Source organism: Dinoroseobacter sp. PD6 (genome assembly GCF_028807315.1).
Lineage (GTDB): Bacteria > Pseudomonadota > Alphaproteobacteria > Rhodobacterales > Rhodobacteraceae > Dinoroseobacter > Dinoroseobacter shibae.
In genome coordinates this window covers 369,117-391,463 of sequence record NZ_JARAMN010000004.1, presented here as the reverse complement: position 1 = coordinate 391,463, position 22,347 = coordinate 369,117, and the positions used below count along the sequence as shown (strand labels likewise).

24 protein-coding genes are annotated in these 22,347 nt (G+C 66.7%); 5 read left to right on the top strand and 19 right to left on the bottom strand.

Annotated features, from left to right (window positions below; translation table 11 throughout):
- Positions 1 to 13 precede the first annotated feature (13 nt).
- The gene (locus PVW48_RS10015; RefSeq protein WP_274581227.1) at positions 14 to 1,327 is read right to left on the bottom strand and encodes a cytochrome-c peroxidase; all 1,314 of its coding nucleotides are present in this window, start codon (positions 1,325 to 1,327) and stop codon (positions 14 to 16) included.
- A gap of 9 nt (positions 1,328 to 1,336) precedes the next feature.
- Between PVW48_RS10015 and PVW48_RS10010 the strand changes: the two genes are divergently transcribed.
- On the top strand, positions 1,337 to 1,795 hold the full coding sequence (locus PVW48_RS10010) for a tetratricopeptide repeat protein (protein ID WP_443112673.1): 459 nt from the start codon (positions 1,337 to 1,339) through the stop codon (positions 1,793 to 1,795).
- A gap of 10 nt (positions 1,796 to 1,805) precedes the next feature.
- Positions 1,806 to 2,273, top strand: a complete 468-nt coding sequence (locus PVW48_RS10005) for a hypothetical protein (RefSeq protein ID WP_274581225.1) — start codon at positions 1,806 to 1,808, stop codon at positions 2,271 to 2,273.
- Positions 2,274 to 2,352: 79 nt separating this feature from the next.
- Here the strand turns inward: PVW48_RS10005 and PVW48_RS10000 are convergent, their stop codons facing one another.
- The 8 genes from PVW48_RS10000 to PVW48_RS09965 form a co-directional block, all read right to left on the bottom strand.
- Positions 2,353 to 2,520: a hypothetical protein gene (locus PVW48_RS10000; protein ID WP_157865338.1), complete on the bottom strand. Its 168-nt coding sequence runs from the start codon at positions 2,518 to 2,520 to the stop codon at positions 2,353 to 2,355.
- 111 nt (positions 2,521 to 2,631) lie between these two features.
- Complete coding sequence (locus PVW48_RS09995) at positions 2,632 to 2,892, bottom strand: hypothetical protein (RefSeq protein ID WP_274581224.1); 261 nt, start codon at positions 2,890 to 2,892, stop codon at positions 2,632 to 2,634.
- Positions 2,893 to 3,007: 115 nt separating this feature from the next.
- The gene (locus PVW48_RS09990; protein ID WP_274581223.1) at positions 3,008 to 4,066 is read right to left on the bottom strand and encodes a TRAP transporter substrate-binding protein; all 1,059 of its coding nucleotides are present in this window, start codon (positions 4,064 to 4,066) and stop codon (positions 3,008 to 3,010) included.
- Between the two features lie 46 nt (positions 4,067 to 4,112).
- The gene (locus PVW48_RS09985; protein ID WP_012179414.1) at positions 4,113 to 5,402 is read right to left on the bottom strand and encodes a TRAP transporter large permease; all 1,290 of its coding nucleotides are present in this window, start codon (positions 5,400 to 5,402) and stop codon (positions 4,113 to 4,115) included.
- Between the two features lies 1 nt (position 5,403).
- Positions 5,404 to 5,994 (bottom strand): TRAP transporter small permease, encoded by a 591-nt coding sequence (locus PVW48_RS09980; RefSeq protein WP_012179415.1) that lies wholly within the window; start codon positions 5,992 to 5,994, stop codon positions 5,404 to 5,406.
- A 68-nt stretch (positions 5,995 to 6,062) separates the two neighbouring features.
- Positions 6,063 to 6,572: a flavin reductase family protein gene (locus tag PVW48_RS09975; RefSeq protein WP_044028903.1), complete on the bottom strand. Its 510-nt coding sequence runs from the start codon at positions 6,570 to 6,572 to the stop codon at positions 6,063 to 6,065.
- Between the two features lie 25 nt (positions 6,573 to 6,597).
- Positions 6,598 to 7,488, bottom strand: coding sequence for an aldo/keto reductase (locus tag PVW48_RS09970; RefSeq protein WP_274581222.1), 891 nt, complete (start codon positions 7,486 to 7,488; stop codon positions 6,598 to 6,600).
- Positions 7,488 to 8,642: an LLM class flavin-dependent oxidoreductase gene (locus PVW48_RS09965; protein ID WP_274581221.1), complete on the bottom strand. Its 1,155-nt coding sequence runs from the start codon at positions 8,640 to 8,642 to the stop codon at positions 7,488 to 7,490. The genes PVW48_RS09970 and PVW48_RS09965 overlap by 1 nt, the downstream gene beginning before the upstream one ends.
- Positions 8,643 to 8,773: 131 nt before the next feature.
- Here PVW48_RS09965 and PVW48_RS09960 point away from each other — a divergent pair, with 131 nt between their 5' ends.
- Together PVW48_RS09960 and PVW48_RS09955 are read left to right on the top strand one after the other, a co-directional pair.
- Positions 8,774 to 9,454, top strand: a complete 681-nt coding sequence (locus PVW48_RS09960) for a GntR family transcriptional regulator (protein ID WP_443112671.1) — start codon at positions 8,774 to 8,776, stop codon at positions 9,452 to 9,454.
- Positions 9,451 to 10,572: a Gfo/Idh/MocA family protein gene (locus PVW48_RS09955; protein WP_274581219.1), complete on the top strand. Its 1,122-nt coding sequence runs from the start codon at positions 9,451 to 9,453 to the stop codon at positions 10,570 to 10,572. Before PVW48_RS09960 ends, PVW48_RS09955 begins: the two co-directional genes overlap by 4 nt.
- Here the strand turns inward: PVW48_RS09955 and gph are convergent.
- Together gph and PVW48_RS09945 are read right to left on the bottom strand one after the other, a co-directional pair.
- The gene (gene gph / locus PVW48_RS09950; RefSeq protein ID WP_012179421.1) at positions 10,562 to 11,227 is read right to left on the bottom strand and encodes a phosphoglycolate phosphatase; all 666 of its coding nucleotides are present in this window, start codon (positions 11,225 to 11,227) and stop codon (positions 10,562 to 10,564) included. The two genes, PVW48_RS09955 and gph, sit on opposite strands and share 11 nt — an antisense overlap.
- Positions 11,228 to 11,362: 135 nt before the next feature.
- The gene (locus tag PVW48_RS09945) at positions 11,363 to 13,141 is read right to left on the bottom strand and encodes an SLC13 family permease (RefSeq protein WP_274581218.1); all 1,779 of its coding nucleotides are present in this window, start codon (positions 13,139 to 13,141) and stop codon (positions 11,363 to 11,365) included.
- Positions 13,142 to 13,260: 119 nt separating this feature from the next.
- Between PVW48_RS09945 and PVW48_RS09940 the strand changes: the two genes are divergently transcribed.
- Positions 13,261 to 14,001 (top strand): YebC/PmpR family DNA-binding transcriptional regulator, encoded by a 741-nt coding sequence (locus tag PVW48_RS09940; protein WP_012179423.1) that lies wholly within the window; start codon positions 13,261 to 13,263, stop codon positions 13,999 to 14,001.
- A 67-nt stretch (positions 14,002 to 14,068) separates the two neighbouring features.
- Here PVW48_RS09940 and PVW48_RS09935 read toward each other — a convergent pair whose 3' ends face one another.
- From PVW48_RS09935 to mgtE, 8 genes are all read right to left on the bottom strand, one after another.
- Positions 14,069 to 15,733, bottom strand: a complete 1,665-nt coding sequence (locus PVW48_RS09935) for a calcium-binding protein (protein WP_274581217.1) — start codon at positions 15,731 to 15,733, stop codon at positions 14,069 to 14,071.
- A 117-nt stretch (positions 15,734 to 15,850) separates the two neighbouring features.
- Complete coding sequence (locus PVW48_RS09930; protein WP_274581216.1) at positions 15,851 to 16,270, bottom strand: hypothetical protein; 420 nt, start codon at positions 16,268 to 16,270, stop codon at positions 15,851 to 15,853.
- Positions 16,225 to 16,614, bottom strand: coding sequence for a hypothetical protein (locus PVW48_RS09925; RefSeq protein ID WP_274581215.1), 390 nt, complete (start codon positions 16,612 to 16,614; stop codon positions 16,225 to 16,227). The genes PVW48_RS09930 and PVW48_RS09925 overlap by 46 nt, the downstream gene beginning before the upstream one ends.
- A 105-nt stretch (positions 16,615 to 16,719) precedes the next feature.
- The gene (locus tag PVW48_RS09920) at positions 16,720 to 18,519 is read right to left on the bottom strand and encodes an SLC13 family permease (RefSeq protein ID WP_274581214.1); all 1,800 of its coding nucleotides are present in this window, start codon (positions 18,517 to 18,519) and stop codon (positions 16,720 to 16,722) included.
- The gene (locus tag PVW48_RS09915; protein WP_274581213.1) at positions 18,516 to 19,481 is read right to left on the bottom strand and encodes a DMT family transporter; all 966 of its coding nucleotides are present in this window, start codon (positions 19,479 to 19,481) and stop codon (positions 18,516 to 18,518) included. The genes PVW48_RS09920 and PVW48_RS09915 overlap by 4 nt, the downstream gene beginning before the upstream one ends.
- Positions 19,478 to 20,311 carry a TIGR00282 family metallophosphoesterase gene (locus tag PVW48_RS09910; RefSeq protein WP_274581212.1) on the bottom strand — a complete coding sequence of 278 codons (834 nt, stop codon included), beginning with the start codon at positions 20,309 to 20,311 and terminating at the stop codon, positions 19,478 to 19,480. Before PVW48_RS09910 ends, PVW48_RS09915 begins: the two co-directional genes overlap by 4 nt.
- 42 nt (positions 20,312 to 20,353) lie before the next feature.
- On the bottom strand, positions 20,354 to 20,947 hold the full coding sequence (locus PVW48_RS09905) for a 5-formyltetrahydrofolate cyclo-ligase (protein ID WP_274581211.1): 594 nt from the start codon (positions 20,945 to 20,947) through the stop codon (positions 20,354 to 20,356).
- Positions 20,944 to 22,326: a magnesium transporter gene (mgtE, locus tag PVW48_RS09900; RefSeq protein ID WP_012179431.1), complete on the bottom strand. Its 1,383-nt coding sequence runs from the start codon at positions 22,324 to 22,326 to the stop codon at positions 20,944 to 20,946. Before mgtE ends, PVW48_RS09905 begins: the two co-directional genes overlap by 4 nt.
- Between the last annotated feature and the right edge of the window lie 21 nt (positions 22,327 to 22,347).

Below are 22,347 nucleotides of genomic sequence, written 5' to 3'. Positions count from 1 at the left end.
CACGGGGGCCGGGTCAGTCCACCGGCAGGCCAGAGGGCACCGTCTCCGGCCGCCCGAGGGGCCGCGCCTCCGCCGTCCGCCCGGTCAGCGCGTGCAGGAAGGCCACAAGATCCGCCACCTGGGCATCGTCCAGCGCGACGGGCGCGATATCCCGCGCCGCCGCCTGCCGCGCCATCTCCGCCCGGTCGGACCGGATCACGAAATCGATCTCGGCCAGCCAGGGTGCCTCGGGCAGTTGCGCATCCTGCGGTCTCCAGGCCGCCCCCATCCCACCCGGGTCGAGATGGTGGCGCACGATCCCCTCCAGCGTCCGGTAGGCCCCGTTATGGCCGTAGGGCCCGGTCAGCGCGACATTGCGCAGGGGCGGCGTGCGGAACCGGTAGGCATCCTCCAGCCGGTTGCTCTCCCCCACCCGGCCCATGTCACGCGGGATCGGATCCCATTGCCGCGTGCGCCCCGGACCGAAGGCCGGCAGGCCCAGCGCATGAAACTTCTGGTCGCTCAGCAAGGGCCCGGAATGACACGTCACGCACCCGGCCGCCCCGTAGAACAGCGCCATCCCCCGCGCCGCCGCCGGATCGAGCGCGCCCGTATCCCCGGCCAGGTAGGCGTCGAACGGGCTGTCGTAATTGGCCCATTCCGTGCCGATGAACGCCGCCAGCGCATTGGCGATCTCGACAATCGTGACCTGCTCGGGCGTCTCGACATGGTCGAACGCATCCACGAACATCGCGCCGTATTCCGGGATCGTCCGCACCCGCTTGGCCAGGATCGGCCAGGCCGCGTCGATCCGGTCATGCACCGCACCGGCGATCTCGTTCTCCTTGGGATTTCCCGCCATCTCGAACTGCGCCACCAACGGCAGCACCGCCTGTGCCGCAAGGATATGGTCGAACCCCGTGGGCAGCCATTCCTGCGCAGGCGAGTTGAACCCGTTGCCATAAAGCTCCGACACCTCAAGCCGCCCGTCATGGAACAGCACCCGGATGTCCTTGTGCCCGAGATTCCACAAGGCGGGTGCGTTGCGCGGGATCCGCTTGCGGATACGGTTTGCGCCGGTTCCTGCCGTCCGCTCCGGCCCGACACCCACGCCCCCCTCGCCGATCCCCAGGCTCAGCCCGTCGCCGCCCGCGTGGTCATGGTGGTGACAGGTCCCGCAAGCGATGTTCCTGTTGCCCGACAGGATCTTGTCGTAAAACAGAAGCTGACCGATCCGGGCCTGATCCGGGTCGAACGCGTGGAAATCCGCAGGCGACAGCGGCGGCGGCACCTCCGCCACCGCCGGCCCGGCACAAAGAAAGGCGAGGATATGCAGCGCGCGCTTCATTGGGCGATCATGGCGGTTTCGTTGACCCTTGCAAGCCCGACCCTGGCCGATCTCGAACCCGCCCGCGACCTGATGGAGGAAGGCCGCTTCGCCGAGGCCAAGGCGCTGCTCTGGCCCGCCGCACGGTCCGGCAATGCCGAGGCCGAGGAACTGATCGGCGTGATGTATGCGCTCGGGCTGGGCGTGGCGCAGGACTACACCCGCGCCTTCGAATGGTATCTGCGCTCTGCCATGAAGGGCCATGCGGGCGCGCAATCGGGGGTCGGGTGGTACTACGAGACGGGCCTCGGCATGCCCGCGCCCGACCTTGTCCGCGCCTATATGTGGTACGTGCTCAGTGCGATCGGCGGCGACCCGGACGCCGCCGACAGTCAGGAAGAGGTCCGCAAGAAGATGACGCCCGAGCAGGTGGCGCAGGCCCACGCGCTTGTGGATGACTACAAGGTCTGGATGTATCCATTTCGCTAGGGAGGTCGCGATGGCAGTGCAGGTGATCGGTTCCGTGTTCCAGGGCGTTGGCAAACCTGGCGATTTCGGCTGGATGGTGGCGCAGGACGCCTACAAGTCCGCGTTCTTCATCTTCAACGACAACGAGGAGCAGTTTCTCGACTTCCACGACCATGCCGCCGGGGCACGCCCGCCCGGCGCCTGCGCTCCCGGGGCGGGCAACGGCGTCCTGCGACCCTGGCAATGCGAAACCCCGCCCCGGGCGGGCGGCATCCCCACCGGCAGTCACGGCATGGGCTATGCGGCACTCACCCCGAAGGTTCAGGCGCTGATTGACCGCGCGGTCGACGCGATCGCCGCAACCATCGCGGAACACGGCTTTACCGAAGTGTATTACAGCTCCGATGGCGCGGGCGGGCTGGGCGCGTCCACCTTCGCACCCGCGCAGGAGGTCAAGGACTACATCGTCGCCCAGATCGCCTCGCTCGCGCAGACCTGAGCCCCGCGCCCATGAAAAAGGGCAGACCCACGGCCTGCCCCCCTCAACTTCGCCTGCCCGAACCGGGCGGGGTAGATGATCACTTCGCGCCGCGCGCGGCCATGCGCTCGGCAATTCCGTCCGCCGACAGGGACGATTTCGGTCCCCCCTGCTGGCGCAGCTTCTCCGTGGCCCGTGCACTGATATAGCCGAAAGCCACCACGAAGCCCAAAGTTCCGAAAGTCAGTATTCCAAGTCCGAAGTCCATGTCGTCCTCCTGTTGGTCATGCTGTCTGTACGCAGCGAAATGGAGGATGGATCTCAAAAGTCAAAAATTTTTTCGAATGTTTTCAATAGCATGCAATGGTGTACCGAAAACTCAGTTTATAATCAGTACTACAGCCATGAAAAACACCAGCATCCCGATCCAGCCGAACTGCGCCGCCAGAAGGCTCGTCACCAACAGTCCCGACAGGGCCAGAACGGTCACGCGGCGTTGCTTGTGGGCGGGAAGATCGCGCAGGGTTTTGTCGACCTCGGGCTTACCGCAGAGCCGGGCGATCCCGGAGACAAGGGCAAAGGCCACGACACGGGCGCGCTGGCCTAATCCGGACATCAGGGCTCTTATCTCCTCCGCCATGGCGCCACAGTACGAAACCGGGCGCCCGAGCGCAAAGACAAACATTCCCGGCAGATACAGGATAACGCCGAAGGGGCGCACCCGTGGCGCGCCCCCCGCAAACCCTTGACCGGCTTCAATTCAAGTCGGCGTCGCGCGCCGCGTTGACCTCGGCCTCGGCCTCGGCAACGGCCTCGTTCAACGCGTTGAACACCTCTTCCCCGCGCCCGACATTGGCCTTGAACCAGTCAAACACTGGGGCCGCGGCCTCCTTGAATGCCGCCTTCTCTTCGGGCGTGGGCACATAAAGGTCCCCGCCCCCGGCGACGAACTCCTCATAGGCGGGGATCGACTTGCGCTTGGGCGAGGCGAAGGTCGCCTGCTGCAACGCGTAGAACCCATCCACCACGACCCGGCGCAGATCCTCCGGCATGGACAGGAACCGCTCGTTGTTCATCCACCACAGCGCACCCATATAGGCGTGCCCGTCCAGGGTCAGGTATTGCAGACCCGCATCGGGGAATTTCATCCCCATGATATCGGTGATGCCGTTCTTGGACCCCTCGACCACGCCGGTCTGCAGCGAGGTGAACAGCTCCGGCCACGGGATCGGGGTGGGCGCGGCGCCCAGCACGCGCACCAGTTCCTGCGGCAGATCGGCCACCACGGTGCGGATCTTCAGCCCCTCCATGTCCGAGGGTGCCGCGATCCGGCGCTGGGTGTTGGCGAAGTTGCGCCAGCCGCCGGTGTTGCCGATGGTCATCAGACGGATCATGCCGCCGCTGTCCTCCAGCGCCATCTCGCGCACCTTGCGGGTGAAATCCCCGGCCAGAACCGCCTCGGCGATGCGGTCGTCCGCCATCAGGTAGGGCAGGTCAAGCACCTGAACATACGGGAAAATCCCCGACGCACCGCCAGAGGTCGAGATGTAGATGTCAATCGAGCCGTCGGCCACGCCCTGCAAGCATTCCGCGCCGTTGGAGCACAGCTGCGTGCCGATGAACAGTTCCACCGCGATGGCCCCGTTCGACGCGCTCTCGACATAGTTCCTGAACACCACGAGGCCGTCGTAATCCTCGTCGTTCTCGTTGGAATTGGCGGTGGCGCGCAGGGTATATTCCTGCGCCGTGGCCGCCAGCGGCGCGGACAGGAGCATCGCTCCGGCCAGAAGCGCCTTCAGGGTGGTTTTGAACATTTCGTTCCTCCTCGGTTGGTCTTTGTCTGTTTCGGCCGCCCGCACCTCACTGCGCAAAGCCGGTGAGACGCGGAATGGTCATGGAAATCGCGGGGAAATAGGTGATCAGGAAGATCACCAAGATCTCCACCGCCAGGAAGGGCAGGATCGCCTTGGCGATGCGCTCGACCCGTTCGCCCGAGACCGAGCTTGCCACGAACAGGACAAGCCCCATGGGCGGCGTGGCCAGCCCCACGGTCAGGTTCACGGACATGATGATTGCGAAATGGATCGGATCGACCCCCAGATCGACGAAGATCGGGCCGAGGATCGGGCCGAGGATGATGATCGCCGGCCCCGCATCGAGGAACATCCCCACCACGAACAGCAACAGGTTGATCAGCAACAGCAGGATCAGCGGATTCTCCGACAGGCTCAGCATGAAATCCGCCATGATCTGCGGCGCGTAGGACAGGCTCACCACCGTCTTGAACGCCATCGCCGCCCCCACCAGGAGCAGCACCACCGCCGACGTGATCCCGGCGCGACCCAGGATATCCGGCAGGTCCGAGACCTTCAGCGTCCGCATCACGAAGAACCCGATGATCAGCGCATAGGCCACCGCCACCGCCGCAGCCTCGGTCGGGGTGAACACCCCCGCTAGGATACCGCCCAGGATGATCACCGGCGTCATCAGCGGGAAGAACGCCTTCAGGCTCGCCTGCCCCCGCTGGCCCCAGGTTGTCTTGGCCGATGCGACGGGGAAGTCGTACTTGTCCGCCATCAGTTTCACGACCCCCATCAGGCCGACACCCACGAGGATACCGGGCACGATCCCTGCCAAAAACAGGGCCGCGACGCTCTCCCCCATCACATAGGCATAGATGATCATGATCCCCGAGGGCGGGATGATCGGCCCGATCACCGAGCTTGCGGCGGTGATCGCGGCGGCAAACCGGCGGGTATAGCCCTGCTTCTCCATCGCCGGGATCAACATCGAGCCCAGCGCCGAGGTGTCCGCCACCGCAGAGCCCGAGAGCCCCGCGAACAGCATCGAACTGAGGATGTTCACATGGGCCAGTCCGCCCCGGAAATGCCCCATCAGCGCCTGGGCAAACTCCACCAGCCGCAACGTGATCCCGCCCCGGTTCATCAACTCGCCTGCCAGCATGAAGAACGGGATCGCCATCAGCGGAAAGCTGTCCATCCCGTTATAGACATTGCGATAAAGCAGCGTGATGTCCCGCTCCTGCCCGTTCAGCCACAGCAGCAGCCCGGGGGCTGCAAGCAGGCCGAAAAAGACCGGCAAGCCGATCATGAGGAACAGCAGGAACAGCGGCAGGAACCAGATCAACATGTCATTCGGCCCCTATGGTTTCGGTGCCGGGGATCTCCGGCAAATTCTCCGCACCGCCCAGAAGGGAAATCACGGCCCGCAGGATGAGCTCGATATTGGCCGAGATCATCATGATGATCCCCACCAGCAGGGAGGCCATCATCCAGCTGCGCGGCACCCGGAACCATTCGGTGAAACTCAGGTTCGTCGGCAGGTAGAGCGAAGCAGTGGCGAACCGCCCGCCAAAGCCCGTGACCTCGGACCAGCCGATCTGCGCCGCGATGACCAGCACCAGCAGCATCACGAACAACAAGAACAGCGACAGCAACGCGCCCAGACGCACCGGCAGCAGCCGCACCACCATGTCGATGGCCACGAACCCGCCGCGCCGGAACGCCGTCGGCGCCATCAACCCGGTCATCCACAGCATGGCAAACCGCGCGGCCTCGTCCGGCCAGGGCAGGGCATTGTTCAGAACATAACGGAAGAACACCTGGATCAGGATCGCCACGACCATGGCCGCCACGCAGATCACGCCAAGCCCGCGCCCGACCTTGAAGAGGGCCTCGTTGACGATCCGGAACGGTGCAAGCACCGCCAGCAATGCGCCCATGGCGCGTCCTCCTCCCATGGCGCGGGCGGGGATCGTTGCGTGCCCCCGTCGCCGCGAAAGATGTCGGCCTAGTGACCGACGAACCGTCCGAACATGCCCTCGCTGAAGACCAGCGCCTCACCGTCCCGGTAGCCTGCCTCGATCACCTCGCCGACCACGATCATGTGATCGCCCGCATCATGTGTCTGCACGGTCTTGCACTCGAACCGCGCCAAACAATCGGCCAGGAGCGGCACCGCATGCGGGCATGGATCCAGCGCCAGCCCCTCGAACGCATCGGCCCTCTGGGCAAAGCCCCGCGCAACATCCATCTGGCCCTGCCCGAGGATGTGGATGGCAAAGCGGGGCGCTGTCGCGAACGTCTCGAACCGGCTGGAGTATTTGGCCGGACACCACAGCAACAGCGGCGGGTCGATCGACACGCTGGAAAAACTGTTGGCGGTGATCCCCATCGGCCCCTTCGGCCCCTGCACGGTCACCACGGTCACGCCGGTGGGAAACCGACCCATCGCGTTTCGGAACTCGCGCGCGGTGTCCGGTCCGGGGGTAAAGGGCGCAAGGCGGGGTGTATCGGTCATCTTCGGGGCTGCTCCATCTGCCATGTCAGGGAACCTCCGCCCCGTTGGCCGCCTCGTATAGGGCGAACCAGGTCTCGCGGTCCATCTCCACTTTCAACGCATCGGAAAAGGCGGCGATGCGGTCAAGCCTGTTCGTCCCCATCACCGGCACAATTCCCGCCGGATGCGCCAGCAGCCAGGCCACCGCCACCGCCGCGCGGTCCACCCCCTGGACGCGCGCCACCGCATCCAGCGCCTTGCCCGCCGCGTGATCCCCGGTCATCAGGCTGCCACCGCCCAAAGGCGACCAGGCCATGGGCGCGATGCCCCGCTCCTGCAGGAAGGCGATATCGCCGTTGGTGAAGGCCGCATTGGCGGTCAGGCTGATCTCGATCTGGTTGGTGACGAGCGGCGTCTCCATCGCCGACTGCAAAAGCGTCCAGTCGTGCAGCTTGAAATTGGACACGCCCACCGCGCCGACCTTGCCCGAGGCCACGAGCCCGTCCAGCGCCGCGCCGGTCTCGCGCGCGTCCATCATCGGGTCCGGGCGGTGGATCAGCAGCAGGTCGATCCGCTCGATGTTCATCAGCCGCAGGGAATGGTCGACCGAGGCCTCGATATGCGCCCGCGACGTGTCGTAATGCTTCACCCGCGCACTGGCATAGCGACCCACGGGGGCCACGATATCGCATTTCGTCACGATCTCGCACTTGGCCCGCAGGTCCGGGGCGGCCTTGAAGGCCGCGCCGAGCAGCTCTTCGGCCATGTACCCACCATAGATATCCGCCTGGTCCAGCGTCGTCATGCCCTGGGCCAGACACGCCTCGATCTTGGCCTGGATATGGGCGGGCGAGGTGTCGGCATCCTCGTCCAGCCGCCACATGCCGTAAACGATCCGGCTCAGGCTCAGGTCGGGGGTGAGTTGGGTGCGATCCATCAACAGCGCTCTCCGGCAGCAAGGGGTGTGGCCGGCGGGCTGGCGGGCACACGCCCATAGGCCTCCGGCAGGGAACAGGTTTTCAGATGCGGCAGCACGAGGCGCCCGAAATGCGCGGCTTCCTCCAGGTGGGGGTAGCCCGAGAAGATGAAGGCGCGAATGCCCATCTTCTGATAGGCCTCTATCTCCGACAGGACCTGGTCGGCGGACCCGACGAGTGCTGCCCCGCAGCCCGAGCGCGCCCGCCCGATCCCGGTCCACAGATGCGGCTCGACATAGCCGTATTCGTCCGCGATATCGCGATTCTTGGCCTGGTGCGACACGCCCAGCGATCCGGCGTCCAGCGCCCGCTCCCGGATGGCACGCCCATAGTCGTCGTCGAGCTTCGAGGTGATGTGCTCGGCATATTCCTTGGCCTCGGCCTCGGTGTCCCGCACGATCATGTGCACCCGCAACCCGTAATCGAGCGTCCGGCCCTTCTCGGCCGCGCGGGCATGCACCGCCTCCATCCGGCCCTTGATCTGGTCCTTGGGCTCCGGCCACATCAGGTAGACATCGCAATGCTCGGCACACAGATCCAGCGCATCCGGCGAATACCCCCCGAAATACAACAGCGGCCCGCCGGTCTGGTACGGCTTGGCCGGGTCCGTGGTCAGCCCCTTGAACTGGTAAACCTCGCCCTCATGGTTGATCTCGTCCCGTGTCCAGGCCTGTTTCAGGATCTCCACCACCTCGCGGGAGCGCTGATAGCGATAGGGGCTCGGCTCCTTCTGGCCGGGGAAGTCCGAGCTGATGATGTTGACCGTCAGCCGCCCCTGCAGCATGTGATCCAGCGTCGCGATGGTCCGCGCCAGCATGATCGGCTGCATCTCGCCGCAGCGCACGGCCGCCAGCAGGTTGATCCGATCCGTGATCGGTGCACACCCCGCCACGAAGCTCAGCGTATCCTGCCCCACCTGGTAGGAGGACGGGCACAGGATATTGCGAAAGCCCAGCCGCTCCGCGGTCTTGACGATCTCCGAACAATGGGCCCAGGACGACCGCAAATCCCCCTCCGGCACCCCGAGAAACCGGTAATCATCCGAACACAAGGCCGCGAACCAGGACACCTCGGCAGCATCGAGATCGGCGGATGTGACGGGAACGACGGTCATGGGGGAGGCTCCGAGCGAAGTGCGATTTCCCTTTGCGTAGCACCCGCCATGATGTAGATCAATCCTGTATCAATTATTTGCCATCGTGACACCCTCGCCCCATGCCGCCCCTCTCCGCCCTCCCCAAACACATGCAGATCAGCGAAGTCCTGATCCGCGACATCACCGCCGGGCGGCTGGCCGAAGGCGCGCGTCTGCCACCCGAGCGGGATCTGGCGGTGCAGATGGGCACCTCCGTCGGCACCCTGCGCAAGGCGCTGGCGCACCTGACAGAACAGGGCCTGCTCCACCGGGTGCAGGGCTCGGGCAATTACGTGCGCAAGGGCGGCCCGGCGGCGGGGGTCTATGCCATGTTCCGGCTCGAACGGCGCTCGGGCGGCGGCCTGCCCCGGGCCGAAATGCTCGACCGCGCGCTGATGGACAAGCCCGCCGACCTGCCCGCGTTCGGTCGCGTTCCCGCCGCCACCCGGTTCCGACGGCTGCGCGCGCTGGACGACCAGCCCGTCGCGGTGGAAGAGATCTGGCTCGATGCCAGCGCCGGGAGCCTCGCCGAAGGCCCCCTCTCCGAATCGCTCTATCGCAGCTACACCGCCCGGCTCGGGCTCACGATCCAGCGGGCCGAGGACCGTGTCCGGCTGGCCCCGTTTCCCGCCTGGACCCCGCCGCAACTGGCCGCCCCCGACACCATGGCGGGCTTCGTGGAACGCTTCGCCTGGGCCGGCCCCGGCCCCGCCATCGAATATTCGCGCACCTGGTTCGACGGGACGCGCGCCCATTATGTCCAGCGCCTGAGTGAGACCGCATCCCAATGACAGACACCAAGACATACGGCCTGATCGGGGCCGGCATGATGGGCCAGGAACACCTGCGCAACCTCGCCCTGCTGCCCGGCGCGCAGGCAACCGCGCTGTTCGATCCCGATGACACGATGGCCACCGCCGCCCTTGCGCTGGCCCCCGGCGCGGTGCGCGCATCGAGCCTGGCCGAGATGCTGGCGATGCCGGCGCTCGATGCGCTGGTCATCGCCAGCCCCAATTTCCGCCATATGGAGCAGCTCGCCGAGATCGCCGCGACCCGGCCCCTGCCGCTGCTGGTGGAAAAACCGCTCTATACGGACCCCGCGGACCTGCCGCGGCTCAAGGCGCTGGTGGCGGCCTATCCCGCGCCGATCTGGGTGGCGATGGAATACCGCTACATGCCCCCGATCGCGGCCTTCCTCGACCAGCTGCAGGCCGCAACGGGCGGCGTGCGGATGCTCACCATCCGCGAACACCGCTTCCCCTTCCTGGCCAAGGTCGGCGACTGGAACCGCTTCAACCGCTACACCGGCGGCACCTTTGTCGAGAAATGCTGCCACTTCTTCGACCTGATGCGCCTCGCTCTCGGGGCGGAGCCGACCCGCATCCTGGCCAGTGCCACGCCCCCGCTGAACCATGCCGACGAGTGCTACGACGGCGCGCGCCCCGACATCCTCGATGCCGGCTACGCGATCTGCGAATTCGACAGTGGCGCCCGCGCCATGCTGGAGCTGTGCATGTATGCCGAGGGCGCGCGCTACCAGGAAGAGCTCAGCGCCGTGGGCCCCGCGGGCAAGATCGAGGCCCGCGTGCCCGGCCCGGGCCGGTTCTGGCCCGCGGATCTCGGCGCGCCGCCGACACCGCTGCTGGAACTGAGCCCCCGCGCCCCGCAACGCCCCGAGCTGCGCGAGATCCCCGTCGACCCGACCCTGCTGGCCGCGGGCGACCACAACGGCGCGACGTTCTACCAGCACCGCGCATTTCTGGACCTGCTCCGGGGTCAGCGGACAACCCCCGAGGTCACCGCCGAAGACGGCTGGCGCGCCGTCGAAATGGGCCTCGCCGCCCAGCGCTCGATTGCAACCGGCCTGCCCGTCAGCCTCGTTCAGGACCCGGTAGAGATCAGCGCGTAACGACCCCGGACAAAACCAGGTCGCCCACCAGCGCCGGACGCGCCAGCCGATGGGTCGGTGCGAAATCCGGAATCGGGCGGCTCTGGTACCCGCCCTCGACAAAGGCGAAATCCACCTGTGCGGCCCGCGCGGTCTTGTAGTCCGTCTCGCTGTCCCCGACATAAAGCGTCCGCGCCGGATCGGCGCTCAGCCCCGTGATCGCATGGTGCAAGGGCGCCGGATCGGGCTTCAGCACCGGCAGGGTGTCACCACCCACGATCACCGGGAAGAACCCCCCCAGCCCGAGCCGCGCCGACAGATCCCGCGCCGGGGCTTCGGGCTTGTTGGTGCACAGCGCCATCGGCAAACCGGCCGCCCGCAACGCCCCCAGCATCTCCATCACCCCCGTATAGACCGCCGTCTCGTGATCCACCCCGGTCTCGTAGCGGCGCAGGAACTCGGCCAGCGCGTCGTCTTCGCCCTCGATCCCGCCCGTGGCGCGCAGGCTGCGCTGCACCAGGATCCGTGCGCCCGACCCGATGAAGGAGATCACCTCCGCCAGACTCAGCGCGCGCCGCCCCCTTGTCGCCAACACGCCGTTGATCGCCCGCGCCATGTCCGGCGCACTGTCGACCAGCGTCCCGTCCAGGTCGAACACCACCGCGTCATACCGCATCGCAAACCCTCCGCATCCGTTTCCCCCGCTCCTGCCGCGCGCGCAGGACGGGCGCAAGCGCGAAACCGACCCGCCCGGTGGCTCCGACACATGGACCCGAGCGCTCCCCTGGGCAGCACAGCATCCCGAGGCCCCCTAAAGCGGCCAGACCACCAGGATCGTCGGGATCGACACGGCGATGATCAACACCTCCAGGGGCAACCCCATCCGCCAGTAATCCCCGAACCCGTACCCCCCGGGCCCCAGGATCAGCGTGTTGTTCTTGTGCCCGATGGGCGTCAGGAACGCCGCCGAGGCCGCCACCGCCACCGCCATCAGGAACGGGTCGGGCGACGCGCCCAGCACTCTTGCCATCTCGATCCCCACCGGGGCCGCCACGATGGTCGTCGCGGTGTTGTTGAGCACATCCGAAAGGGTCATCGTCACCACCATCAGCACGGTCAGCACCGCCCAGGCCGGCAATCCCTCGGTCAACCCCAGCAGAGCCCCCGCCAGCAACTCGGTACCGCCGGAGCTTTCCAGGGCCGCCCCCAGCGGGATCATCGAGCCCAGAAGCACCACGACCGGCCACTCGATATGCGTGTAAAGCTCCGCCACGGGCAGAATCCGCAACAGCACATAGGCCATCGCCACGATCCCCAGCGCCACGGGCAGATAGACCAGCCCGAGCGCCGCCACGGCAACCGCCGCCGCGAAAATGCCGATCGCAGCCCAGGTCTTGGCCCCTTGCGTCACCCGCACGCCCCGGTCCGCCAGCGGCAGCACCCCGAGCCAGTCGAGAACCTCGTCCTTCGCCTCGCTGGGCACCAGCAGCAGCAGGATATCCCCCGGTGCCACTTCGGTCTTGCGCACCTGCCGCGAAATCCGCGTGCCCTGCCGCGCAATCCCCATCAGCACGGTCCGTCGCCGCCAGGCCAGGCCGATGGCCTCGGCACTGCGCCCCACGATCCGGGCGGTATCGGGCACCACGGCCTCGACGAAACTGACGCCGCTGCCATCCGCCTGCAAATCCTCCAACCGTCGCGCGTCGGAAAAATCCAGCTTCAGCGCCGTGCGGAACTCGTCCAGCGCCTCGGGCTGCGCCTCCAGCACCAGCGCATCGCCCGCCGCGAGCTTGAGATGCCGCGCCGCGAACCGCCGCTTGCCATTCCGGATCACACCCAGCAGGGCCACGTCCGCCCGCTCCGCTTCGGGATAGACATCGCTCAGGGGGGCACCGATCAGCGCGCTCTCCTCCGGCACGGTCAACTCGGCGATATAGTCCGCGAACTGCTCCAGACCGCCGCCCGAAACCGTCGCCCCCTCCCGGCTGGGGATCACCCGCCATCCCACCAGCGCCACGAAGGCCAGCCCGGCGATGGCCGCCACCCCGCCCACGGGTGCGAAATCGAACATCGCGAAGGGCGCGCCCACGGCTTCCTCGCGGATCGCGGCGATGATGATGTTGGGCGGCGTACCGATCAGCGTCACCATCCCGCCCAGGATCGTCGCGAAGCTCAGCGGCATCAGGCTCAGCCCCGCGACCCGCCCCGCCTTGCGCGCGGTTGCGATATCCACCGGCATCAACAAGGCCAGGGCCGCCACGTTGTTCATGAACGCCGACAGAACCGCGCCCACCGCCCCCATGATCGCGATATGCGCCGCCAACCCGCGCGTCGCATCCACCAGCGTCCGCGTGATCAGCAACACCGCGCCGGACCGCACCAGCCCCGCCGACACCACCAGCACCAGCGCCACCACCAGCGTCGCGGGATGGCCGAACCCGGAAAACGCGGCCTCCGTCGGCACCACGCCCAGAACCACGCCCAGCAACAGTGCGCTGAACGCCACCACGTCATACCGGATCCGCCCCCAGAGCAGGAAGGCAAACACCAGACCGAACAGGCTGAACAAGAGGATCTGGTCCGAGGTCATCCCCGCACCCTACCCCAACGCCCTGCGGCGGCAACCCACCCGCGCGCCAAGCCTTGCCCGCTTCCCGGCCAGCCCCTATAACCGCGCGCAAACCGCACCCAACCAGACATGAGGCACCCATGGCAGGCCACTCCAAATGGGCCAATATCCAGCACCGCAAGGGGCGCCAGGACAAGCTGCGCGCCAAGCTGTTCTCGAAACTGTCCAAGGAGATCACCGTCGCCGCGAAGATGGGCGATCCGGACCCCGACAAGAACCCCCGCCTGCGCCTCGCGGTGAAAGAGGCCAAGTCGCAATCGGTCCCCAAGGACGTGATCGAACGCGCGATCAAGAAATCCCTCGGCGGCGAGGGCGAGAACTATGACGAGATCCGCTATGAGGGCTACGGCCCCGGCGGCGTCGCGGTGATCGTCGAGGCGATGACCGACAACCGCAACCGCACCGCATCGACCGTACGCTCGACCTTCTCGAAGAACGGCGGCAACCTGGGCGAGACCGGCTCGGTCAGCTTCATGTTCGAACGCAAGGGCCAGGTCAGCTACCCGGCCGAAGCGGGCGATGCCGACACCGTGATGATGGCTGCGATCGAGGCCGGCGCCGAAGACGTGGAAAGCGACGAGAGCGGACACATCATCTGGTGCGCCGACACCGACCTGAACGAGGTCTCCACAGCACTTGAGGCCGAACTGGGCGAGAGCGAGAGCACCAAGCTCGTCTGGCGCCCCACCACCACCACCGAGCTCGACCTCGAAGGCATGCAGAAGCTGATGAAACTGCTCGACGCGCTGGAGGACGACGACGACGTCCAGAACGTCACCGCCAATTTCGAAGCCTCCGACGAGGTCATGGCCCAACTCTGAAAACGGCTTGCAGAGAAAGACAAAGGCCCGGGACTGCCCGGGCCTTTCGCATTTCAGAAATCGGTTCTCAGGCCAGCGCCGTGTCCGTGAAGATGAACTGGTCGAACAGCGCCGCCGCATCCCGGACGCCGAAGAAGGTCACCGACCCGGCCTCGTCGTCGAAGGTCACCGTGGTGCGGTTGCGCGACACCTCGGCGTAATCCTCCAGGAATTCCGTCTCGGTCAGCGCGTCGCCGCCCACCAGCGCGAAGTCCACGTAGAACAGGTCGTCCAGGATCGCGTCCCGGCCAAAGATGCGGTCATTGCCGACCTCGCCCGCGAAGTAGAACGCGTCCACCCCGCCATTGCCGACCATGATGTCGTTGCCGGTGTTGCCGAAGAACACATCCGCCAGATCGCCGCCGATCATGATGTCGTTGCCCGCGCCGCCATCGGCCACGAAGGACCCGCCCGGCACCTCGTCCGATACGGTGATCCGGTCGCGCCCGACCCCGCCATAGGCCTCGATCCGGCCGCCCTCGGCGATGATCGTGTCGCCGCCGCGTCCGCCGAAGACGAAATCATCCTCACCGCCGATCAGCGTGTCGCGGCCCAACAGGCCATAGATCGCGTCCGACTGCCCGTCCACGCCGCGCAGCTCATCGGCGAAGCGCACCAGATCGGGCGCCTCGTCCCCGACGATCGAGTTGTCGAACAGGATGCCCACATCCACCGCATCGCGCAGCTCGCGTGTCAGATCGATCAGGTCGCCCACCGCCTCGTTCAGCGGCGCGGTCAGCTCGGCCAGCAGACTGTCGAACTGCGCGTTCAGGTCCTCGATCGCCTGCTGGATCGGGTTGAACGGCGCCAGCAGATCCGAAATCAGCCCATTGATCGCGTCGTCGATGGAGCCAAGGCTCAGCCCGATCACACCGAGGACGGCATTTGCCGCGGCCTCGACGGCGTCCACAATGAACCCTGCGAAATCCCCGATGGACTTCAGAACGTCGAGCACGTTGAAGCTGACGAACCCGATGCCGATGTTGAAGTCGAGCGCATCCTCGACATCGTTGAGCAAGTCGGTGATCGGGTCGAACACCGTTTCTAGAGCGGCCTTCAACCCGGTGGCCAAGCTCAGATCCGGGATCGCGTCGGCAATCGCATTTGCCGCGTTCTCGGCCAGGGCGGCCACCGCACTGATCGTGCCGAGCACCTCGTTTCGCAGCGCCTCGTACTCGTCGACCGCCGTGTTGAAATCCTCCAGCTGCGTCGGCAGGCGGAACACGTCGCCGCCAAGGAAGGCCTGATCTCCGAGGCTGGCCTCCAGCCGGGCCGCCTCATCCTCCACGACGATGAAGGCGGTCGCAGCCAGGGTCACGGTTGTCACGGCCACCGATACCGCCTCGCTTCCGTCCTCCACCGCGTCGCGCACCGGCTCCAGCCGGTCGTCGATCCTATCCATCGTCTGGCGCGTGGTTGTGATCGTCGTCTTCAACCCTGTCGATGCGGTCTGAAAGGCGGACACTGCGCTTCCGATACCGAAAGGCAGCGCCTTGAGCGCGTTGATGACGGTTGTCGGGATCGACAGGGCATCGTTTGCCGCATCGAGCGCCGAAGAAATCTGCGCCGGGATGCCGAGGAAAGCATCCACCGCCTCCAGCGCATCGGCCACATCGCCCGTCACATCCTGGATTGTCGCCAGATCGCCCTCAATGAGGGCCGCATTATCGATATAGTTCTGAAAAAAGGACATGGTGTTTCCCCGGAATGGAATTTGACGATGGACGGTTCATAGAAATCTCGTTCAAACGGTAAACTGAATTCAAATCATCTGTAAACCTGTCTGTATGGTCAATTTCCGATGGGGCATTCACCCCAAGAGGAGGAAGCCATCAAACGCGCTCGTGTCATGGACCCCGACAAACAGGATCGAGCCTTCGTCCGTCGTGATGGTCGTCCCCGAAAGGCCCACCTCCGCATTGTCCGCGAGAAACGCCTCCGGATCGAACACCTTGTCCTCGATATACGGCTCCCCGGCCGCGCGTGCGAGAATGAAGAAGGCGCTTTCATACCCGATGATCCGATCGTTCCCGTCGCCGCCGTCGATCCGGTCGACCCCGCGCAACCCTAAGATCGCGTCCGCGCCATCGGTCCCGCTCAGATCGTCGAATATCCGCTCCGGGAAGTTGCCCTCGCCCTGGTCGCCCTCGATCACGTTATTGAAGAGATCGACACCGAAAAGCGTCAGTTTGCCCAGCGCGCTCGCCGCCGCCCCGAGCGTGTCCAGCACCTCGCCCAGCAGATCCCCGAGGGGGGCACCGCCGCGACCAGCGTCGCCTCAAGTTGATCGACGATGTCCAGAACCGGTGCGAGCGGCGCCAGCAGGTCCGATAGCAGCCCGTTGATCGCCCCGAACACATCGAAACCCAACAGGTCGAGGAAACCGGTCACCGCGTCCTCGATCACGCCAAGCGCAAAGCCCAGAACATCGCGCGCATCGTTCAGCACACCGGCGAGCTTCGACGGGGTCGCGGTCAGGGTGTTGATGGAAAAGGCGACCTCGAACCCGGTCTCGGCGGCCGATCTCAACCCGGCGATATCGCCGTCGATCGTGCGCACCTTGCCCAGAATCACGGACAGTGATGACGTGAATAAAATCCTGAAATCAAACGTACAGGGGCCAATTCCCGGAAAATAATACGTCGACATGCGCGTTTCGCGCCATTCGTGTCAAGTTGGCTAAAGGGGCCAGATCAACGGGATCACCGCGCTGGCAATAAGTCCTGTACTCAAATTCAGGGGAATGCCCACCCGCATGAAATCCGTGAATCGATAACCGCCGGGGCCGAAGACCAGTGTATTCGTCTGGTACCCGATCGGGGTGGCAAAACTGGCCGAGGCCGCGATCATCACCGCCACCACCAGGGGCCGCGGGTCCACGCCCAGCGCGGTGGCCAGCCCGATGGCGATGGGCGTGACCACCACCGCCACGGCATTGTTCGACACCAGTTCGGTCAGAACCGAGGTCAGCAGGTAGATCGCCCAGATGATGAAGAACGGCGGCAAGGCCATCAGGCTGGGCGCGACCGCGTTCACGATCAGCGCCACGGCGCCCGAGGCATCGAGGGCCGCGCCCACCGCCAGCATCGCAAAGATCAGCGCCAGAAGCCGCCCGTCGATGAAGGAAAACGCCTCCTCCGCGTCGATGCACCGGGTCAGCAGCACCACCGCCACCGCAACGATCGCCGCCATCAGGATCGGCGCCACCCCCGCCGCCGACAGCCCCACGACCGCGATCAACGCCAGAAGGGCAATCGGCGCATGCTTGCGGCGATACGCCCGGGCCGAGGGCTGCGCGATATCCACCAGGCCCACATCCGCCGCCAGCCGCTGGATGTCCGCCGGCGCGCCCTCCAGCAGCAGCGTATCGCCCACCCGCACCACCAGGTCGTCAAGCTGCCGCCCAATATTCTGGTTCCGCCGATGCACGGCCAGGGGATAGACCCCGTAACGCCGCCGCAGGCGCAGCTGGCCGAGCGACCGGCCCACCAGCCCGCAGCCCGGCGTGATCAGCGCCTCCACGGTCGTGGTCTGCACCGAGCTCAGCTTGTCCACCGCCGACTCCGGCGGCTGCGCAGTCTCCACCGAGCGGACCGCCTTGAGGCTCAGAAGCTCCGCCATCTCCGTGCGCAGCACGACCCGGTCGCCCGCCTGCAACGTCACCTCGCTCAGGTCCCGCCGCAGGGACGCATCGCCACGCAGCACATCGATCAGCCGCACGCCCTCGCGCTTGAACAACTCCACCTCCCGCACGGGCCGGTCGATCAGCGCGCTGTCCTCCGGGATCGCCACCTCGGTGAAGAACTTCATCTTGGACTTGTTCGACAACAGCATCGCCATGCTGTCCCGATCCGGCAGCAGTTTCGGCCCCAGCAGCGTCAGGTAGATCATCCCCCAACCCACCACGATCAGACCCAGGGGCGTGACCTCGAACATGGTGAACGCCTCAAGCCCGTTGGCCCGCGCCACCCCGTCCACCAGCAGGTTGGTCGACGTCCCGATCAGGGTCAGCGTACCCCCCATGATCGCGGCATAGCTCAGCGGGATCAGGATTTTCGACGCCTTGATGCCCAGCGTCTGGCTCAGTTGCACGAAAACCGGGATCATCACGACCACGACGGGCGTGTTCGACACCACTGCCGAGGAAAGCACCACGAAGGAAATCAGCACCGCCACCGACAGCTTGGGTCGCTCCTCTGCCCGGGCCTGGGCCAGCGACGTGAACCAGTCGAGCGCGCCGGTACGCACCAGCGCCCCCATCACGATGAACATCGCCGCGATGGTCCAGGGCGCCGGGTTCGACAGCACCGCCAGCGCATCCGCATAAGGCAACACCCCCAGCGCCAGGAGCAGCGTCGCCCCCCCGATCGCCACCACCTCGGTCGGATAGATCTCGCGCAGGAACAGCACGAACATCGCCCCCACCACGCAAAGCGCGAGGATCGCGTCTTGGGTACTGGTCAGGCCGAGATCGATCATGGGTCGGTTCCGTTACGCCGCGCCGGGGCAGCGCGGGCAGCCGCTCCAGTCTGCGAAGCGGCACCGGCGGGGGCAAGGGCTGATTTCGGCCGCGGCGTGACCAGCATCAGCCCCAGCGCCATCAGCGCCGCCGCCCCCCAGACCGCGCCCGCATAACGCTCGTCCAGCAGCCACATGGCCCAGGCCAGCCCGAAACCGGTCACGAGGTAGCTCACCTGCACCGCAAAGACCGGCCCGGCGCGCCCCACCAGCCAGACATAGCTGCTGTAGACGATGCCATGGACCACCGCCGAAGCGATCAGCGCCAGCTCCGGCGCGCCCCAGGGCGGGCGCGGGTCGATCCACTGGCCGCTGCCCAGCGCCAGCGGCAGGGCGATGACCGTGCCCAGCACCGAAGCCCCGAACAGCAATTGCACCGGGTCGAGCCCCAGCCGCCCCCATTTCGCGACCACGTTGCCCTCCAGCGCATAGAAAAGCGGCGCGATCAGCGCGACAGGCACCCACCACAGCTGCCCCGGCTCCGGCAGCGCCGTGCCCGGCAGCACGATCAGCGCCACGCCCCCAAGGCCCAGCGCCAGCCCCGCCAGCCGCGCCAGCGATGGCCGGTCGAGCCCCAGCGCCAGCGCGATGGGAAAGGCCAGCATCGGCACCAGCGACAGCAACAATGACAGGATCCCCGAGGGCAGTTTTGCCAGCGCCGCGTAGGACGCCGCATTGGGAATGACCGTCCCGATCAGCGCGATCACGACATAAAGCCGCATCTGCGCCGCTCCCAGGGGCAGCCCCTTGCCCCGCGCGAAGGTCACCGCCCCCAGCACCAGCGCCCCGATGGCCAATTGCCAGAACACCAGGCCGAAGGGGCCGTGCCCGCTCGACGTGGCGATCTTGCTCAGGGGTTGGGTGATGCCCCAGCCCGCGCCCAGCACCACCAGGATCGCCGTCAGCCAGAGCCGGGTTTTCACGGCGCGTCCGGCAAGGGCGCTGGGCCCGCCGGTGCGAGCCGCCCGCCTTGGCGCACCATCTCGACCCGGACTGCCTTGCCGGTCCGATCATCAGTCTCGACATACAACCCCGAGAGCGTCGCCGCCCCCATCGCGGGCGTGAACCGTCCCTTGGGCATGCCCGTCACGAAGCGCCGCAAGGGCTCGGCCGGGTCCATCCCGATGATCGAGTTGTAATCGCCGCACATCCCCGCATCGGCCTGAAACGCGGTGCCCCGGGGCAGGATCTGCGCATCCGCCGTGGGGATATGGGTGTGCGTGCCCACCACGACCGACGCGCGCCCGTCGCAGAAATGCCCCACCCCCATCTTTTCCGAGGTGGCCTCGCAATGAATGTCGACCAGTGCGGCCTGCACCAGCCCGCCCAGCGTGTGGGTCCGCAGCACCGTGTCGAGCGCCGAGAACGGATCGTCGAAGGGCCGCTTCATGAACACCTGGCCCAGCGCCTGCGCCACCAGGATCTTGCGCCCGCCCGGCGCGGTATAGACCCGGTGCCCCTTGCCCGGTGCGTCCTTGGCGTAGTTCAACGGCCGCAGGATCCGCGGCTCCCGCTCGATGAATTGCAGCATGTCCTTCTGGTCGAAGGCATGATCGCCCAGGGTGACGCAATCGGCCCCCGCCTCCAGCAGCCCCTTGGCGTGATCCGGCGTCAGGCCCGCCCCGTTGGAGGCGTTCTCGCCATTGACCACGGCGAAATCGATCTTCCACGCCGCCTTCATCCGCGGCAGGGTCTCCGCCACCGCCGCCCGACCGGCCCGGCCCATCACATCGCCAAGAAACAGGATACGCATGTGGCCCAGCGTTATGCCGCGCGGCAGCAGCGTGCAAGCGCCCTAATGGCGCAGCCCGTCGAAGACCAGCGCCCCCGCCTCGGTCACGACCCCGTCGAGCGGGATGTCCGTGGCCTCCACCGGCAAGGGGGCATCCGTCTGCTGCGCGGCATAGGCCAGCCCGAGGGCCAGCACCGGCCCCGTGCTGCGCAGTTTCGCCAGCGTCCGGTCATAGAATCCCCCGCCATAGCCCAGCCGCCCACCCGTGGCATCGAACGCCACCAGCGGCACGATCACCACCTCGGGCACCATGGGCTGCGCGGCGCGGGGCACCTGCGCGCCGAAAGGCCCCGCCACCATCTCCGCCCCGGGGGTCCAGCGATGAAAATCCAGCGGCATGCCCATTGCCGCGATCACCGGCACGCCGATCTCGCGCGCCGCCGCCAACCGGGTCATGGCCGGCAGGGGCGAGATCTCCGTCCGGATCGGCATGTAGCCCGCCACCGGCCCCGCCCGCCCCGCCAGCAGGTCGCACAGCACCTCGGTCGCCGCCGCCACACCGGCAAACCCCGCCGCCCGATCCGCGTCGAACGCCACCTTGCGCCGGGCAAAGCCGGTCTTGCGGGCCTCCGCCTTGGCCAGGGCCAGCGCCGTCATAGCAGGATCATCGAGGCCAGCCCGAGGAACACGAAGAAACCCACGACATCCGTCACCGTGGTCACGAAGGTGCCCGAGGCCAGGGCCGGGTCGATCTTCAACTTGTCGAGAGCCAGCGGAATGAGCAGCCCGGCAAACCCCGCCACCCCGAGGTTGATCACCATCGCCACCGCGATCAACCCGGCCAGGACCGGCGTGCCGAACCACACCAGGCTGACGGCCCCCATGATCACCGCGAACACCGCGCCGTTGAGCAGGCTCGCCGTCACCTCGCGCCGCAGCACCCGCCAGGCGTTCGAGCCGGTCAGGTCCTTGGTCGCGATCGCCCGCACCGCCACGGTCAGGGACTGCGTGCCCGCATTCCCGCCCATGGAGGCCACGATGGGCATCAGCACGGCCAGTGCCACGACCTGGGTCAACACCTCTTCGAAGAGCGAGATGACCAGCGACGCGATGATCGCCGTGGCCAGGTTCACCCCCAGCCAGGGAAAGCGCTGCCTGGTGATCTCCCAGGTGCTGTCGGAGACGGACTCGTCGCCCACCCCGGCCAGGCGCAGAATGTCCTCGTTATGCTCCTCGTCGAGCACCACCATGGCGTCGTCGATGGTGATCACGCCGACCAGACGCTCGTTTTCATCCACCACCGGCGCGGAAATCAGGTGGTACTGGTTGAATGCATAGGCGACCTCGCTCTCGGGCTGGGTCACGGGGATCTTGCGGAAACTGTCCTCGGTCAGGTCCTGCAGCGGCACATCCCGGTGCGCGCCCATGATCCGGCCCAGGGTGACATAGCCCGTGGGCCGCATCCGCGGGTCGATCAGGATCACGTGGTAGAACTGCTCCGGCAGGTCGTCCTCGGCCCGGATATGGTCGATGGTCTCGCCCACGGTCCAATGCTCCGGCGCCTTGACCAGCTCGCGCTGCATCAGGCGCCCGGCGGAATACTCCGGGTATTGCAGCGACTGCTCGACCGCGACCCGGTCCGGCGCCTCCAGAACGTCAAGGATCGCGGTCTGCTGGGCCGCATCGAGATCCTCGACCAGGTCGACCACGTCGTCGCTGTCGAGATCGCGCACCGCATCGGCCAGTACCGCCTGGGGCAGCGCGTCGATCACGTCCTCGCGCAGGCCCTCGTCCAGCTCCGACAGGACGGCGCCGATCTCGTCCGAGGTCCAGATCGCCAGAAGCGCGCGCAACCGGGACCCGCCGATCTGCTCGAACAGGTCCGCGATATCCGCCGGGTGCAGCGGCTCCAGAACCTCGGCCACCCGGGCCGGGTCTTCCGCGTCCAGCGCATCGAACAAGGTCTCCACCACGTCCCTGCGCAGGGCGTAATCCTCGTCCGCGGTGTCTTCGACAAGCTCCTGGCTGTCCGCCATATCGCCTCCGGGCCGCCCCGC

Bases quoted from the DNA above. Each gene is read 5' to 3' on its own strand.
- PVW48_RS10015 (WP_274581227.1), bottom strand. From the start codon at position 1,327: ATGAAGCGCGCGCTGCATATCCTCGCCTTTCTTTGTGCCGGGCCGGCG.
- PVW48_RS10010 (WP_443112673.1), top strand. From the start codon at position 1,337: ATGGCGGTTTCGTTGACCCTTGCAAGCCCGACCCTGGCCGATCTCGAA.
- PVW48_RS10005 (WP_274581225.1), top strand. From the start codon at position 1,806: ATGGCAGTGCAGGTGATCGGTTCCGTGTTCCAGGGCGTTGGCAAACCT.
- PVW48_RS10000 (WP_157865338.1), bottom strand. From the start codon at position 2,520: ATGGACTTCGGACTTGGAATACTGACTTTCGGAACTTTGGGCTTCGTG.
- PVW48_RS09995 (WP_274581224.1), bottom strand. From the start codon at position 2,892: ATGGCGGAGGAGATAAGAGCCCTGATGTCCGGATTAGGCCAGCGCGCC.
- PVW48_RS09990 (WP_274581223.1), bottom strand. From the start codon at position 4,066: ATGTTCAAAACCACCCTGAAGGCGCTTCTGGCCGGAGCGATGCTCCTG.
- PVW48_RS09985 (WP_012179414.1), bottom strand. From the start codon at position 5,402: ATGTTGATCTGGTTCCTGCCGCTGTTCCTGCTGTTCCTCATGATCGGC.
- PVW48_RS09980 (WP_012179415.1), bottom strand. From the start codon at position 5,994: ATGGGCGCATTGCTGGCGGTGCTTGCACCGTTCCGGATCGTCAACGAG.
- PVW48_RS09975 (WP_044028903.1), bottom strand. From the start codon at position 6,572: ATGACCGATACACCCCGCCTTGCGCCCTTTACCCCCGGACCGGACACC.
- PVW48_RS09970 (WP_274581222.1), bottom strand. From the start codon at position 7,488: ATGGATCGCACCCAACTCACCCCCGACCTGAGCCTGAGCCGGATCGTT.
- PVW48_RS09965 (WP_274581221.1), bottom strand. From the start codon at position 8,642: ATGACCGTCGTTCCCGTCACATCCGCCGATCTCGATGCTGCCGAGGTG.
- PVW48_RS09960 (WP_443112671.1), top strand. From the start codon at position 8,774: ATGCAGATCAGCGAAGTCCTGATCCGCGACATCACCGCCGGGCGGCTG.
- PVW48_RS09955 (WP_274581219.1), top strand. From the start codon at position 9,451: ATGACAGACACCAAGACATACGGCCTGATCGGGGCCGGCATGATGGGC.
- gph (WP_012179421.1), bottom strand. From the start codon at position 11,227: ATGCGGTATGACGCGGTGGTGTTCGACCTGGACGGGACGCTGGTCGAC.
- PVW48_RS09945 (WP_274581218.1), bottom strand. From the start codon at position 13,141: ATGACCTCGGACCAGATCCTCTTGTTCAGCCTGTTCGGTCTGGTGTTT.
- PVW48_RS09940 (WP_012179423.1), top strand. From the start codon at position 13,261: ATGGCAGGCCACTCCAAATGGGCCAATATCCAGCACCGCAAGGGGCGC.
- PVW48_RS09935 (WP_274581217.1), bottom strand. From the start codon at position 15,733: ATGTCCTTTTTTCAGAACTATATCGATAATGCGGCCCTCATTGAGGGC.
- PVW48_RS09920 (WP_274581214.1), bottom strand. From the start codon at position 18,519: ATGATCGATCTCGGCCTGACCAGTACCCAAGACGCGATCCTCGCGCTT.
- PVW48_RS09910 (WP_274581212.1), bottom strand. From the start codon at position 20,311: ATGCGTATCCTGTTTCTTGGCGATGTGATGGGCCGGGCCGGTCGGGCG.
- PVW48_RS09905 (WP_274581211.1), bottom strand. From the start codon at position 20,947: ATGACGGCGCTGGCCCTGGCCAAGGCGGAGGCCCGCAAGACCGGCTTT.
- mgtE (WP_012179431.1), bottom strand. From the start codon at position 22,326: ATGGCGGACAGCCAGGAGCTTGTCGAAGACACCGCGGACGAGGATTAC.